Annotated in this window: 15 protein-coding genes; 10 read left to right on the top strand and 5 right to left on the bottom strand. The window is 34.3% G+C overall.

What is annotated here, in order from left to right; translation table 11 throughout:
• Nucleotides 1-34 precede the first annotated feature (34 nt).
• From IRZ80_RS09815 to IRZ80_RS09800, 4 genes are all read left to right on the top strand, one after another.
• Nucleotides 35-1,069 carry a VWA domain-containing protein gene (locus tag IRZ80_RS09815; RefSeq protein ID WP_194641388.1) on the top strand — a complete coding sequence of 345 codons (1,035 nt, stop codon included), beginning with the start codon at nt 35-37 and terminating at the stop codon, nt 1,067-1,069.
• 69 nt (nt 1,070-1,138) lie between these two features.
• Entirely contained in the window at nt 1,139-1,903 is a 765-nt protein-coding gene (locus tag IRZ80_RS09810) for a tetratricopeptide repeat protein (protein ID WP_194641387.1), read from the top strand.
• Nucleotides 1,904-1,991: 88 nt separating this feature from the next.
• Complete coding sequence (locus IRZ80_RS09805; protein WP_194641386.1) at nt 1,992-3,740, top strand: BatD family protein; 1,749 nt, start codon at nt 1,992-1,994, stop codon at nt 3,738-3,740.
• Between the two features lie 73 nt (nt 3,741-3,813).
• Nucleotides 3,814-4,557 (top strand): tetratricopeptide repeat protein, encoded by a 744-nt coding sequence (locus IRZ80_RS09800; protein ID WP_194641385.1) that lies wholly within the window; start codon nt 3,814-3,816, stop codon nt 4,555-4,557.
• Nucleotides 4,558-4,962: 405 nt separating this feature from the next.
• Here the strand turns inward: IRZ80_RS09800 and IRZ80_RS09795 are convergent, their stop codons facing one another.
• Nucleotides 4,963-5,580 carry a hypothetical protein gene (locus IRZ80_RS09795; protein ID WP_194641384.1) on the bottom strand — a complete coding sequence of 206 codons (618 nt, stop codon included), beginning with the start codon at nt 5,578-5,580 and terminating at the stop codon, nt 4,963-4,965.
• 158 nt (nt 5,581-5,738) lie between these two features.
• Nucleotides 5,739-6,239, bottom strand: a complete 501-nt coding sequence (locus IRZ80_RS09790) for a CvpA family protein (RefSeq protein ID WP_194641383.1) — start codon at nt 6,237-6,239, stop codon at nt 5,739-5,741.
• A gap of 178 nt (nt 6,240-6,417) precedes the next feature.
• Between IRZ80_RS09790 and IRZ80_RS09785 the strand changes: the two genes are divergently transcribed.
• The 3 genes from IRZ80_RS09785 (at nt 6,418) to IRZ80_RS09775 (ending at nt 8,382) form a co-directional block, all read left to right on the top strand.
• Nucleotides 6,418-6,774 (top strand): hypothetical protein, encoded by a 357-nt coding sequence (locus IRZ80_RS09785; RefSeq protein WP_194641382.1) that lies wholly within the window; start codon nt 6,418-6,420, stop codon nt 6,772-6,774.
• 100 nt (nt 6,775-6,874) lie between these two features.
• Nucleotides 6,875-7,894, top strand: coding sequence for a phenylalanine--tRNA ligase subunit alpha (pheS, locus tag IRZ80_RS09780; RefSeq protein ID WP_194641381.1), 1,020 nt, complete (start codon nt 6,875-6,877; stop codon nt 7,892-7,894).
• A gap of 80 nt (nt 7,895-7,974) precedes the next feature.
• The gene (locus tag IRZ80_RS09775) at nt 7,975-8,382 is read left to right on the top strand and encodes a hypothetical protein (protein WP_194641380.1); all 408 of its coding nucleotides are present in this window, start codon (nt 7,975-7,977) and stop codon (nt 8,380-8,382) included.
• A 107-nt stretch (nt 8,383-8,489) separates the two neighbouring features.
• Here the strand turns inward: IRZ80_RS09775 and IRZ80_RS09770 are convergent, their stop codons facing one another.
• The 3 genes from IRZ80_RS09770 to IRZ80_RS09760 form a co-directional block, all read right to left on the bottom strand.
• Nucleotides 8,490-9,485, bottom strand: a complete 996-nt coding sequence (locus tag IRZ80_RS09770) for an NAD(P)H-dependent glycerol-3-phosphate dehydrogenase (protein ID WP_194641379.1) — start codon at nt 9,483-9,485, stop codon at nt 8,490-8,492.
• 297 nt (nt 9,486-9,782) lie between these two features.
• Nucleotides 9,783-10,946: an iron-containing alcohol dehydrogenase gene (locus IRZ80_RS09765; protein WP_194641378.1), complete on the bottom strand. Its 1,164-nt coding sequence runs from the start codon at nt 10,944-10,946 to the stop codon at nt 9,783-9,785.
• Between the two features lie 97 nt (nt 10,947-11,043).
• Nucleotides 11,044-11,814, bottom strand: a complete 771-nt coding sequence (locus IRZ80_RS09760; protein WP_194641377.1) for a type 1 glutamine amidotransferase domain-containing protein — start codon at nt 11,812-11,814, stop codon at nt 11,044-11,046.
• Nucleotides 11,815-11,913: 99 nt separating this feature from the next.
• On the opposite strand from IRZ80_RS09760, the gene IRZ80_RS09755 reads away from it, so the two are divergent.
• The 3 genes from IRZ80_RS09755 to IRZ80_RS09745 all read left to right on the top strand — a co-directional run bounded on the left by IRZ80_RS09755 (nt 11,914) and on the right by IRZ80_RS09745 (nt 14,854).
• Complete coding sequence (locus tag IRZ80_RS09755; protein ID WP_194641376.1) at nt 11,914-12,813, top strand: LysR family transcriptional regulator; 900 nt, start codon at nt 11,914-11,916, stop codon at nt 12,811-12,813.
• A gap of 135 nt (nt 12,814-12,948) precedes the next feature.
• Complete coding sequence (locus IRZ80_RS09750) at nt 12,949-13,641, top strand: NUDIX hydrolase (RefSeq protein ID WP_194641375.1); 693 nt, start codon at nt 12,949-12,951, stop codon at nt 13,639-13,641.
• 10 nt (nt 13,642-13,651) lie between these two features.
• A complete protein-coding gene (locus tag IRZ80_RS09745) occupies nt 13,652-14,854 on the top strand; it encodes a M48 family metalloprotease (protein WP_194641374.1) in 1,203 nt (400 codons plus the stop codon).

Raw genomic sequence — 14,854 nt, 5'->3', positions numbered from 1 at the left:
ATCAAAAATCGTTAATCCAAAATCAAAAATTATTATGGAATTAGACGAACAAAAATATTTATACTTACTTTTTCTACTGCCAATTGCAGCGGTACTTTTTCTGATTAATTTGTATTGGAAAAGAAAAAAACAGCGTGAATTTGGTGACTTGGAGATAATTAAAAGACTAAGCCCGGAGCGTTCTGTTTTCAAACCATTTTTAAAATTAGGAGTAATACTTTTGGGATTAGCTTCTTTGATTATTGGTTTGGTTAATCCAAAAATCGGAACAAAAGTAGAAACAGTAAAGAGAGAAGGAATAGATATTGTTTTTGCAATGGACGTTTCCAAAAGTATGCTTTGTGAGGATGTAGCACCAAGCCGTTTGGAAAAAAGCAAACAGATTGTGTCGCAGATTATCAATCAATTGGGAAGCGATAGAATCGGGATTGTTGCTTACGCAGGAAGTGCTTTTCCAGTACTGCCTATAACTACTGATTACAGTGTTGCCAAAATGTTCTTGCAGAGTATGGGACCTGGAATGGTTTCTTCACAAGGAACATCGCTTGATGAGGCAATAAAATTGGCAGGGACTTATTTTGATGATAAAAGCAAAACCAGCAAATTGCTAATCATGATTTCTGATGGAGAAGATCATTCAGAAGGAGCTGAAGCTGCAGCTGAAGAAGCTAAAAAATTAGGAATGAAAATTGTAACTATTGGTGTTGGTACCGAGAAAGGCGGAACTATTCCATTAAAAAGAAATGGAGTCGTAGAAAGTTATCAAAGAGATAATAACGGCGAAGTGGTCATTACCAAATTAAATCCAAACAGTTTAGCCACCATTGCAAAAATTACCGATGGCGGATATGTAAATGGAAACAATACTCATGAGGTACTGGATTACATAAAAGCAAGATTGGATAAAATTCAAAAAACCGAATTTGAAGCGACACAAATGGCCGATTTTCAATCGCAGTTCCAATGGTTTTTAGGAATTAGTTTTGTGCTTTTATTTATGGATGTTTTCTTATTAGAAAGAAAAACCAGCTGGGTAAACAAATTGAATTTATTTAACGAAAATAAATAGAGTATTAGAATCAGGACGAATTAATGCGTTAATCGTTATTCAATACTTTGTAAGGAACATTTAATGATAATGAAAAATAGAATTATATATGTACTGCTAATGCTTCTGACTTTTGTGGCCAATGCCCAAGAGAAAGACAAAGTTATGCCTGAAGCAAATGAGGAATATGCAGCCAAAAATTTTGTTGATGCCGAAGCTAATTATAGGATATCACACTCTAAATTTCCAAACAGAACGGTAGCATCTTATAATTTAGGAAATGCAATTTATAGGCAGAATCAGTTTTCTGAATCCAAATATGCTTATACGAATGCGTTGAAAAATCTAAAATCTAGATCGCAAAAACACAAAGCTTTCCATAATATAGGGAATGTTTTCATGAAAGAGAAAAATTATACTCAAGCGGTTGAAGCGTATAAAAATGCTTTGAGAAACAATCCTGAAGACGAAGAAACCCGTTATAATTATGCCTTGGCCAAGAAAATGCTAAAAGATAATCCTCCTCCAAAAGACGATAAAAATAAAGATAAAGACAAGAATAAAGATAAGGACAAAGAGAAGGATAAAAACAAAGATAAGAAGGACGATAAAAAAGATCAGGACAAGAAAGATCAGGATAAAAAGGACGATAAGAAAGACGGAGATAAAGATAAAAAGGATAACGGCAAGCCTAAAGATGACCAAGGGCAGCCAAAACCAAAACCTGGCGGGATTCCAAAACAGCGGATGGAAAATCTTTTGGATGCCGTAAACAACGAAGAAAAGAAAATTCAGGATAAAGTAAATGCTAATAAGGTAAAAGGAGCACCTGTAAAAACAGAGAAAGACTGGTAAAATTTAAGTTGATTCGTTTAATCGTTTATTTGTTTATTGGGGCATTTAAACGATTAAACCGTTAAATAGTTAAACGATTAAAAAAGTAATGAAAAGATATTTAATTTTATTCCTATTATGTTTTCAAGGACTTTTGGCTCAGGTTCAATTTGAGGCAAGAGTAAGCAAAACGACGCTGGGGCTCAACGAGAGGCTTCGTATCGATTTTGTAATGAATATTGATGGCGATAATTTTGTGCAGCCTTCATTCGAAGGTTTTAGAATTATTGCCGGACCAAGCCAGCAGGTGAGCCAGTCTTGGATCAATGGAAAAACATCTTTCGAGAAAAGTTACTCATATTATTTGTTACCTGCTCAAAAAGGTATTTTGACAATCAGGCCGGCAGTGATCGAATTTAACGGTCAGATTTACAAAACGCAGCCAATAAAAATAAATGTAACTGCAGCGACAGAACAGCCAAGAGATCCAAATGATTCTCAAATTTCTGCAGACAATAATCTTTATTTAGTTGCTGATATTACCAATACAAATCCATACATCAATCAGCCGATTACTGTAGTGTATAAATTGTATTTCAGTTATAACATTGGGATTGATAATTGGAAAGAACTTAGCAAACCCAAATACAATGATTTTTGGAGCCAAAACATTGAAATTAAACAACTGGTTGCCGAAGAAGGAATGTTTAAGGGAGAGAAGTATCGTTACGTTGTATTAAAGAAAGTAATCCTGTATCCGCAAAAATCTGGAAAGTTAACAATTGAACCTCTGGCAATGGATGTCGATGTTAAACTGCCTACCAATCGCAGAAATATGTTTGGCCAAGTTGAAGTCATCGATGGAAATAAACGAGTATCGGCTGGAGCCAAAACTATCAATGTAAGAGCATTGCCAGAAGCAGGAAAACCAGTTGATTTTACTGGTGCTGTAGGTAAATTTGATTTCAAAGCCATTCCTTCTAAAACTACTTTAAAAAATGGAGAAAGCTTAGATCTTGTTTTGAGTGTTACTGGTACAGGGAATTTAAAATTATTTACTTTGCCAAAACCAGAAGTTCCAAATGCATTAGAAATGTATGATGCAGTTCACACTGAAAAAGTAAATACGCCATTATCAGGAATGAATGGTCAAATATCCGATTCTTACACTATAGTGCCACAATACAAAGGGGATTATGTTATTAAACCAATGCATTTTTCGTATTTCGATTTAGGTACTGGTACTTACAAAACAATCAGTTCTTCTGAGATAAAGATTAGTGTTTTGGACGGGCCTTCGCAAACGGCAGAAACACATAACACTGCAAGTGCAGGCAAAAATAAAATTGAACCAGCTGAGCAATTTAGATATATTGATTTAAGAACAACGCTTACATCTAGTAAAGAAGCAATTTTTTTCCAATCTAATAAATTCTATGCTTTATTATTTTTGCCATTCTTACTGCTTCCGATAATTGTATTGTTCAAAAAGAAAAAAGAGGCAATCGACAGCGATGTTTTTGGTAACAGAATTAAAATGAACAATAGATTGGCTAAAAAATATTTATCAGAAGCCAAAAAACAAATTAATAACAAAGAGCTTTTTTATATTGCTCTGGAAAAAGCAATGCATAATTTCCTGAAAGCGAAATTACATATCGAAACCTCTGAAATGAGTAAAGATAATATTCAGGAATTATTATTGTCCAGAAAAGCAAATCCTCAGGCGGTAAGCGATTTTATCTCCCTGACTGAGAATTGCGAGATTGCAAGATATGCACCGTCATCAAGTGCTGCAATACAGCACGATTTTGATAAAGCAATAGCTATCATTTCTGAATTAGAAAAACAAATATAAGTTACTAAATAAAGAGGCTAAGAATTTAAGATTCTAAGAAACTAAGCTTCTTAGAAACTAAAAATAAAATAAAATGAAAAATATTTTTTACTTATTATTATTTGTTTCGCAGATTTTCTTTGCTCAAACTGGCTTTGAAAGGGGGAACGATTTATACAATAAAGGGAAATACGATCTTGCTGCCAAAGAGTATGAATCGGTTGTGGCGGCAAATAAAGAATCAGTTGAGCTGTATTTTAATTTAGGAAACTGCTATTATAAACTGCACCAGACAGCACCGGCAATTTATAATTATGAAAAAGCTTTGGTTTTGAATCCGTCTGATAAAAATGTTTTAAACAATATAAAATTTGCTCAAAAACAGATTATAGATGAAATAAAAGTGGTGCCAAAAGTAGGTTTCGCTAAACTGCTTCGTGATTTTACGGGAATTTATCCTTTTGATACCTGGGCTTGGATAACGATCTCTTTTGCATTCTTGTTTTTGTCTTTTTTTATTGGATATTATTTTTCTCAAACAGTACTGCTGAAAAGGATTTTTTTCCTGGGAATGTTTATAATATTACTGTTGCTTTTAATGAGTCTTTCTGCAGCTTTTTTTGAAAAAAGCCATTTCGACAATGAAAAACCAGCCATTGTTTTTGCTGAATCTACTGAACTAAGGAGTGAACCGCAAAAATCAAGTTCAGTTACATTTGTCCTGCATGAAGGCACCAAAGTATATGTTGAAGAAACACTGGGAAATTGGAAAAAAATTCAGTTGACTGATGGGACTGAAGGCTGGATTGAAGCTAAATCGATTAAAGAAGTAAAGTAATAGTTCTCAGATGGTAGATTTCATTTCAGTTTGCAGTCACGTGTGTTGACAGTTTAATAAAAAAAAACAGCCTGTAGTATAAAACTATAGGCTGTTTTTTTTAGGTTTAATTGTCTTTCTATTTCACCTTCAATATTGTAAAAGACGATCCAATGTGTTAAAATGAACCAGTCTTTATTGTCGTAACTATAATGTAATTCCACCACCAAAAGTGACAAAATTGTATTTTGGTGTGCCAATTTTTAAGTTTTCATAACCGAAAGAAAAGAAATATTTTTCTTTATGATATTTCAGCCCCAATTCTAAGTTGTTTAAAGATTGTGAATTTACAGAACTCCATTTTGCACCGCTGTATAAATTAATGTTTCTGGCAAAAAAGATATCTGTGTTTAATCCAAAAGTAATTCAAGCTTTATTAATGTTATTAGAAATATAATTTACTCCAATTCCCCAACCCAGATTAAAGTTTTTGGTTCGGATTCTATCGTACCAAAAACTAGCATTAAATACCGAAAGACTAGTTGTGTTTTTTGTATTGGGTTCTACTTCTAGAAATTGATGATAATCTGCTGTAATATTAAAATAGGCTGAAGGATATAATTTGGCTCGAAAATGATTAGCATAAATACTATTGTTTTCTATCATTAGACAATCTTCGACATCCAGCAGCACCAAGTTTTTATTCACGTGTACTGTGTCTGGATTATAGTAATTACCGGTATTTGCTCTAAAAAAGGGATAAGGTGAAACCTCATTACTTAAATGAGATTCTCCACGATAGTTTCCTATCATGACAAAACCAACGGTGTAATAAGCGATGCCTACCACTATATCTCCAATAAACCCCAGACCATCATCATTAGTGTTATTGTAAGACGATGATTTTTTTGAACTGGAAGCTGTAGTGGAATTCCCTGTTGCCCCATTGTTCAATTGCATCTTGGAGCGTTGTAATTTGGTTTGAGAAAAACATATCGTAAAAGATAATAAAAAAACTATAAGCGAGAAGGTAATTTTAGTCATAAGATGTTTTTAAAATTATTTTCAAGATTGATCAAAGAAAATATAAAATAATCCAATCTTTGCCCCTCTCATTCCAAGAGTGCTGAGGTGAGGATAAAAGTAACAAATTATTTTACATTTGTGTTTGGTATAAAATCTTCCGGCTGTAAACTGTCATCTTACTTCCTCGCCTTATCGTACCATTTCTCGATAGAAGGGAAAACAAATCCAGCAATTTTTTGAACAGGGTTAAAGAAAATTGATTTGTCCAAAGTTTCTTTTTTGGCTAAAAAATTATGGTAATTTATTTTTTCGAAAACAGTAAAAAATATACTCATGATTAAAATGGTTTTCAGCACTCTGAAAAAACCGCCGCCAACACTGTTTATCCAGCCCAAAAAAGCGAAATCAGCAATATTAGTAAGGAATTTGCCAATCAGATAAATACCGGCAACCACAATAATAAAAGTCAGAATAAAAGCAAAGATTTGAATAGTGTAAGGATTCCAATGCAGCCAGCCTGATAGGATATTCCTCAATATATCCGAAAATTTGATGGCAATGTAAATGCCAAGAATAAGCGAAAAGAACGAAGCCATTTCTACAAATAGTCCGTTTCGGATTCCTTTATACAGCGAATAGCACAAGAGTCCGCCTACAATAATATCAAAAAAACTCATTTTTTTATTTTAAAAATTAAAGCCACAAAGATAAAAGAATTGGTGTGAATGAGGAGGGGAGAATAGAAAATAGAGAATAGAAAATAGAGAAGTCAGGATACAGTTGCTATCTTTGCAGAAATCTAATTTTTAAAAATCCAAGAATAAGGTCTTTATTCTATTTTCTATTTTCTAAAAAATGTCAAGAGATACACAACTAAAAGAACGCTGGGAACGGCTTGTCGATATACTTTCCAATCGGTTTTCACAAGGTGAAGATTTGGATTTGGATGCCATAATTTATTTAATAGGAGTACAGGAATTAGGAAAGCTACATCGTGAATTCAAAAAAGACGAGAAACTCAATCTGATGCATATTGCCATATGCCGATTACTGGAGCCTTATGGATTCTACGAATTTGATTATTTTGACGAAGACGGCTGGCCACATTATATCGTAAAAGAACAATTACCCGCTCTAAAGGCTGGGGAACAATCTGTTTTGATGAAAGAAGCAATCGTCAATTATTTTTTGGAAAAGGAACTTATCGATTAACGATTTAAGATTTTGGAACAGATGATTAGAAAAACTTCTAATTTCTAACTTCTAACTTCTAACTTTTCCTTAAATTCGCACTCTCAATTACGGAATGACAATGATAGACAAGATAAAAGAATATATTGGTGAAGCTCAGGCTTTCTCTACTCAAAATCCAGCAGAACTAGAGGCATTTAGAATAAAATTTTTGGGAACCAAAGGTTTGCTGAAAGATCTTTTTGCTGAATTTAAAAACGTACCAAACGACCAAAAAAAGGAATTCGGACAGGTAATTAATTTACTTAAAACTTCTGCCGAAGACAAGGTAAAAACAATTCAGGAAGTCTTAGCAGGCAAGGAAGAAATTAAAGGATTTTATGGTGATTTGACCCGCACGGCCGAGCCTTCAATAATTGGTTCCCGTCATCCTATTTCATTGGTAAAAAACCAAATTATCGATGTTTTTTCAAACATTGGATTCAATGTTTCCGAAGGTCCGGAAATCGAAGATGACTGGCACAATTTCACCGCATTGAACCTTCCGGAATACCATCCGGCGCGTGATATGCAGGATACTTTTTTCATACAGACCAATCCTGATATTTTGCTGCGTACGCACACATCATCGGTGCAGGTGCGTTATATGGAAAACAATAAACCGCCAATTAGAACTATTTCTCCAGGTAGAGTTTTTCGAAATGAGGCAGTTTCTTCACGTTCACACTGTATTTTTCACCAAGTGGAAGGTTTGTATATAGACAAAGACGTTTCTTTTGCCGACTTGAAACAGACACTTTTGTATTTCACAAAAGAAATGTTCGGTAAATCGAAAATCCGTTTGAGACCATCCTATTTTCCATTTACTGAGCCAAGTGCCGAGGTAGATATTTATTGGGGACTTAAAACAGAAACTGATTACCGTATCACAAAAGGAACTGGCTGGCTGGAAATTATGGGCTGCGGAATGGTAGATCCTAACGTTCTTACCAATTGCGGTATCAATCCAGCCGAATACAACGGATTTGCTTTTGGAATGGGAATTGAGCGTATCGCGATGCTGTTGTATCAAATTGGCGATATCCGCATGTTTTATGAAAACGACGTGCGTTTCTTAGAGCAGTTCAAAGCAAGTATATAAAAAGAAAATAGATAATAGACGGATAGATGAAAGAACGTTATCCATCTATTATCTTTCAGTCTATCATCTATCATCTCAAAATGAAATCAGACATTACCATCCCAGAAGTAGAAAACGTATTCCTAGCCGCCGTTCAGGAATGGAGCGACGATTTTATGGAAAAAGTATGGTATGCTTACTTAATAAATGACAGCGACTTTCAGCTTGACAGCGTTATGGTTGTTTCCAAAGCCTTTGGAACTATTGATGGTGAAATGAAGAAAACATCTCTTTTACGTCATGCATTTATGGAAGTTCCGGCGGTTTCGGTGGTGAAAATCGAAATGGTCGAAAAAAGCGTATTGGCACTTAACAATGAATTTATGGTAACCTACTTCATTGGAAATACTTTATACGACAAAAAATTTATTTTCAAAGCCAACAGCATCAATGAAACTGATGTGGAAGAAGTACCGCTCTTGTTTGTTGACGGAGTGATAGTGAAATAAAAGTTTATTATCAGACCTAACAGGTTTTTAAATATGAATAAAAAAGGCATTTTCTAATTTAAGAAAATGCCTTTTTTTATGATTTTATTTTATCTGAAATCTGCACTCTAATCAAGCTCCTCAGTTAGTTTTTTAAACACAGCTTTGGCTTCTTTTCCTTCGTACAAAATTGTATAAACAGCATCAATAATTGGTGTGCTCGCACCGTAACCCTGGTTGAGTTTATAGGCACTTTTTACGGCATAATATCCTTCGGCAACCATGCTCATTTCCATTTGCGCCGATTTTACGGTATAACCTTTTCCAATCATGTTTCCGAACATTCGGTTTCTGGAAAAAACAGAATACCCAGTCACCAATAAATCTCCCAAATAGGCAGAATCATTAATGTTACGTTTCATTTTGTGCACTTTTTTGATGAATTTTTTCATCTCCCGAATGGCATTGCTCATAATCACTGACTGGAAATTATCGCCATAACCCAATCCGTGTGCAATCCCTGCTGCAATAGAATAAATGTTTTTCAGCATTGCGGCATATTCAGTACCTATAATATCATCTGATATTTTTGCTTTGATATAATTTCCGGATAAATTTTTGGCAACTATTGAAGCTTTTTCAGGATCGCCGCAGGCAATGGTTAAATACGAAAGTCTTTCCAATGCCACTTCTTCAGCGTGGCAAGGGCCTGTAATTACTCCGATATTGTAATATGGAATATCATATTTATAGTGAAAATGTTCCCCAACAATTAAACTGGTTTCGGGAACGATTCCTTTTATAGCAGAAAAAATGATTTTATCTTTTAAAGAAACTGTTAGTTTTTCTAATTCAGCATTTAAAAATGCCGAAGGAATTGCAAATATAATGTAATCTGCATAAGCAACAGCTTCATTAATATCGTTCGTAAGTTTGAGTTTTTTATTATCAAACTCTACAGAGCTTAAATAATTAGGATTGTGTTTGTAGGCTTTAATGTGTTCGATGGCTGCTTCATTTCGCATATACCATGAAATCTCGGGAAGATTAACGCACAACATTTTAGCTATAGCAGTTGCCCAGCTTCCGCCGCCTATCACTGCAAATTTTAAATTATCGTCCATTATTTTATAAAATTTCACCAAAAGTACTTAAAAATATACCAATTACACAAATTAATTTTTTTGTTAGGTGTCTATTTTACAGGGGTTTTTAATGTCTTTTGTCAAAAAATTAAATTATTTATATTTTTTTTGATTTCATGCAATATTTACACAGCACTTACGTTGTAAGTGATTATAAATAAAATGTTTAAGTAAGAATATGAATTTTGAGTTAGTTAGTTTTGTTTTAGTATTTTAAAAAGGCGTCCATTGTGGTTAAATGAGCGCCTTTTTTTATGAATATATGTAATGTTTTGATTAGTAGCTTGCTAATACAATCTCTTTCACTTTTTCTAAAGTAATATTTTGTTTTTCTCCTAAAGCTTTCCAGCCTCTTTTTTCAAAACGATCAACAATAAAATCGGCAGTTTTTTCAATGTTTTCAGCATTTTCAGAAAGCAGGGTTTTCATTCCCATAGTTTGGAAAAATGCTATCGTTTTCTGAATGGCCTGTTCAGCAATTTCATCTTCGGTTCCTGTTAACTGAAACACGCGTTTTCCGTATTGAGCCAATTTCCCTTTTTTGGTTTCAAACATTACTTTATAGAGGTTAGGACCTATAATTGCTAGTGTTCTGGCATGGTCAATTCCGTAAAGAGCAGTTAATTCATGTCCAATCATGTGTGTAGCCCAATCGGTTGGAACTCCTTTTTGAATTAATCCGTTTAAAGCCATAGTACAGCTCCACATAAAATTGGAAGCCAAAGCATAATCTGTTGGGTTTTCTGCTACATCTGGACCAATTTGGATTAAAGTCTGTAAAATACTTTCAGCAATTCGGTCTTGTAAAAATCCCTCATGTACATACGTCAGGTATTGCTCCAGTACGTGAGTGTAGGCATCTACAACTCCGTTTTGTAATTGTTTTTTTGGCAGTGATTCAATTACGGTAGGATCACAGATAGAAAATTTTGGAAATAAAGCAGAACCGCCAAAATCCAATTTTTCATGAGTCGCTGCAATAGTTACCACCGAGCCCGAGTTCATTTCGCTTCCCGTTGCCGGCAAAGTCAAAACTGTTCCAAATGGAACGACATTTGCTCCTTCTTTAAAAAGAATTCTTTTTTTAAGAATATCAATTGGATCTCCTTCAAAAGGAACGGCAGCCGAGATAAATTTCACGCCGTCAATCACGCTCCCGCCGCCAACGGCCAAAATAAAATCAATATTTTGCTCTCTGATAATAGCAACGGCTTTCATCAAAGTCTCAAAATGCGGATTGGCTTCGATTCCGCCAAATTCCACAATATCGTAACCTTCCAGACTTTTGCGCACCTGTTCGTGAACACCATTTGTAAAAATACTACCTCCTCCGTAAGCAAGAAGAATTTTTGCATTGGCCGGAATCAGTGTGTTTAATTTTTCTATTTGTCCCTTACCAAAAACCAATTTGGTAGGATTGTATAATTCGAAGTTTAGCATGATGTATGTTTTTAATAAAGAAGTTACTAAGCAACTAAGTTACTAAGATTCTAAGTTTTTTAAATCTTAGTAACTTAGAATCTCAGAGACTCAGAAACTATTTTTTAGAATTTAATTGTGCTAATAATTTAGCAGCTACCAGTTTGGATGAAGCAGGATTTTGTCCTGTAATCAGCAAGCCGTCTTCTACTGCATATACTCCCCAATCAGCTCCTTTGGAATATATTGCGCCATTTTTTTGTAACTCGTCCTCTAGCAAGAAAGGAACAATTTTGGACAATCCAACAGCTTCTTCTTCAGTGTTGGCGAATCCTGTAACTTTTTTTCCTTTTACTAAAAATTCTCCATTTACTTTTACATTTTTTAGAACGGCAGGTGCATGACATACAAATGCAACTGGTTTTTTGTGTGTGTAAAAAGATTCAATCAAAGCGATAGATTTTTTGTCTTCGACTAAATCCCAAAGCGGTCCATGGCCTCCAGGATAAAATACAGCATCGTAATCAGCTTGATTTACGTCGGATAATTTTTTTGTGTTTTTTAGTTTTTCCAATAAAACTTTATCGGCATCGAATCGTTTGGTGTCTTCTGTTGCTGATGAAGGATCAGCACTTTTTGGGTCAATCGGAGGCTGTCCTCCCTTTGGAGTTGCGATGTCAATAATCACGCCTTTGTCCAATAATGCATAATATGGCGCAGCCAATTCTTCGGTCCAAAATCCTGTTTTCTCTCCTGTGTTACCCAATTGATCGTGGCTGGTAACTACGAATAATACTTTTTTCATCTTTTTGTTATTTTGCTTTTGCGCCGTTGCCATAAAGGAACCTGCAATTAATAATACGATTGTTAATAGACTTATTTTTTTCATAATTTGATGTGTTTAATAATTATCGATGAGCAAATTTATGGCGAATATGGTATCAGTAAAAATAATTTAAATTATGTTTGTGATAAATTTATTTATATCATGGTTAATCTAGAATGGTATCGAACATTTAAATCAGTGTATAAAAACGGAAACTTTTCTTTGGCAGCCAAAGAATTATTTATCAGCCAGCCCGCTGTAAGTCAGCAGATAGTTATGTTGGAGGCACATGTAGGCTACAAGCTTTTTAATCGAAAGTCCAAAGGGGTTGAACCAACGGAATACGCTAAGTTACTCAATAATTTAATTATCGATGCATTGGACCGTTTGGAAAATGTAGAGAATGGTTTTAGGGCTAAAGCGTTTAATTCCAATAGGTTAATTTCGGTTGGAATTTCAAGACATTTGATGAGCAGTATCGGGAGTGCATTGGTCTCAAAATTTGATTTTATCGATTTTAGTTTTCATATCAACGATGCGTTATTTGATTTGGTAAATACTAAAAAATTAGATTTTGCTATAATGACCAAACAATTTGACACCTTTGATACGATTCAGAAAAAAGTGGGGGAAATTAAGCAAGTGATTGTCGGTTCAGCCAATCTTGATTTTTCTGGTTTTGAATCAAAAAAGAAAAATCAAGATTATGCGGCTATTGAAAACTGGCTGAACGAGCAAAAATGGTACAGCCATGATGCGGGAATTCCGCATATAAAATTGTTTTGGCTACATGTTTTCGCTAAAAAAAGGCCATCAATGGTTGCCAATTATATCATTCCATCCGAATATGAGATGCTTGAAATCCTTAGTGAAAATACCGGAGTAGCCGTTACTTGGGATATCAATGCTAAAAATTTGATCGAAGAAAAGAAGTTGCAGTTGATATGGAATAGCGATGAAATGCCAAGTACAGCTGTGTTTTTGTTGTCGGGTAAAAACAGTAATTTGACTGCTGTTTTTGAGGATATAGAAAATGAATTGAAAGCGGTTTTGGGGAGTTGATTTGGTTTTAAATTCTAAAAAGCGAACTATAAAAATTGTGTTTCATTCAATTAGATTTTCTTTAAGAATTTCCGAAATAAAGTTCAATTTGTAAAACTATTTTTATATTTGTGTAAATCATACGCATTTATAAATATGAGTGAAAATCAGAATATCAGGGTTGCTGTTGATGCTATAGTTTTTGGCTACCAAAACAACCAACTGTACGTATTGTTAATTCAGCAAAAATTTGGAACCGAAAAATCCTATTGGGCGTTGCCTGGCGGTTTGGTCAAAAACGATGAATCTTTGCAGGACGCTGTAAAAAGGGAATTGAAAGAAGAAACCAACATTACGGTTAATTATTTTGAACAGCTTTTTACTTTTGGTGACGATGTATTTCGTGATCCTCGAAATCGGGTTATTTCGGTGGCTTATTTTGCGTTGGTGGATGCTGAAAAATTAAAAGTTATAGCCGATACGGATGCCGAAAAGGCACAATGGTTTAAAATTGATGAGATTCCTCCCTTGGCTTTTGACCATACAATTATTTTGGGCAAGGCAATTAAACGCCTAAAAGCCAAACTTACTTACGAACCCATTGGATTTGATTTACTGCCAAAAGAGTTCTTGTTCTCTGAACTCGAAAATTTATACTGCATCATTTTGGAAAAAGAAATAGATCGAAGAAACTTTAGAAAGAAAATATTAAGCTTCGAAATTATTGAGGAAACAGATCGATTTTCTCCAGTTAAAAGTGGTAGACCTGCAAAATTATTCAAATTCAACAAACAGAAATACAATGCTTTATTGAGCGAGGGTTTTCACTTCGAGATAAAATTTGCCTAAATAACATATAATGATAAAACCATTCCCATTTCATACCGATTTAAGAAATCATTTCAAGAAACAAGGCAAAACCTGGTCTTGGTTTTCTGAAGAAAAAGTAAAAGTAGAACAGCAGGAAGCCTATAAAACCGATCTATTAAAAAATGCTTATCGAATAGATTCCGAATCGGAACCGAAAGTGTATGAAATTTTAAGCAGGGCAAAGGATAAACTCGGAATTCTTATCCCGATTACGATTTATCAGTCACAAACGATTGAAGCCAATAATGCTGGAGTAGTTTTTTTCGAAAAAGAAGCGCACATCATACTTTCGGGAACGATTTTAAAATTGCTGAATGACAATGAACTGCTGGTTTTGTTTGCTCACGAACTGTCGCACATTTTATTGTTTAATTTGGAAAATGGTGATTTCGAAATTACAAACAGAATCATCAATACCATTGCGAGTGACCAAAGGAGCGAATTGTTTTATTATGAAACGGCAAGATTGTATCAATTATACACCGAATTATTCTGCGATTTGGGAGCTTTAAAAGTAAGCGGAAGTTTGGAAACCACAATTGGTACTTTGATCAAACTAAATGCTGGTTTGGAAAAAGTTTCAGCGGAAAGCTATCTAAAGCAAGCCGATGAAATTTTAGACAGAATTGATAAAGGTTCTGACGGAGAAACGCATCCGGAAAATTTTATTCGCGCCAAATCTTTGGAAATTTTTGAAAAGGATAATGCTAATTTTTACACTAGAGTTGAAAAAATTATTTCGGGAAAAACAGATCTTCATCAATTAAACTTGTTTACTAAATCATTGGTTTATGATATTACAAAAGAATTACTCTCTATTATCCTGAAACCAAAATGGACACAATCTGAATATTGCAACACACTTTACAAACAGTATTTTTCTAACGCTGAGCGAAACAGCAAAGCATTTATTGATGATAATTTCAAATTGAAAATAGAAAACAGCAGGAAAAATCTAAAAGATTATTACGCCTATGTGATGCTTGATTTTGCACTTTGCGATGCCGATTTAAAAGATGGTTTTATTGGACATATTCTGGATATTTCGGAGCAATTGGGTTTGGAGGACAATATGAAAACGGTTTTGAAAAAAGAACTGAACCTTACTGAAAAAACATATAAATCATTCTGTCAAAACTGCACCACTACTTTGAACAGCATTTTGGAATCAGAAAAAGAAAATACCTACTAA

It is taken from the genome of Flavobacterium sp. HJJ (assembly GCF_015351475.1).
Taxonomy (GTDB): domain Bacteria; phylum Bacteroidota; class Bacteroidia; order Flavobacteriales; family Flavobacteriaceae; genus Flavobacterium; species Flavobacterium marginilacus.
The sequence above is the reverse complement of the archived record's forward strand: the minus strand, read 5'-3'. Positions and strand labels throughout refer to the sequence as shown.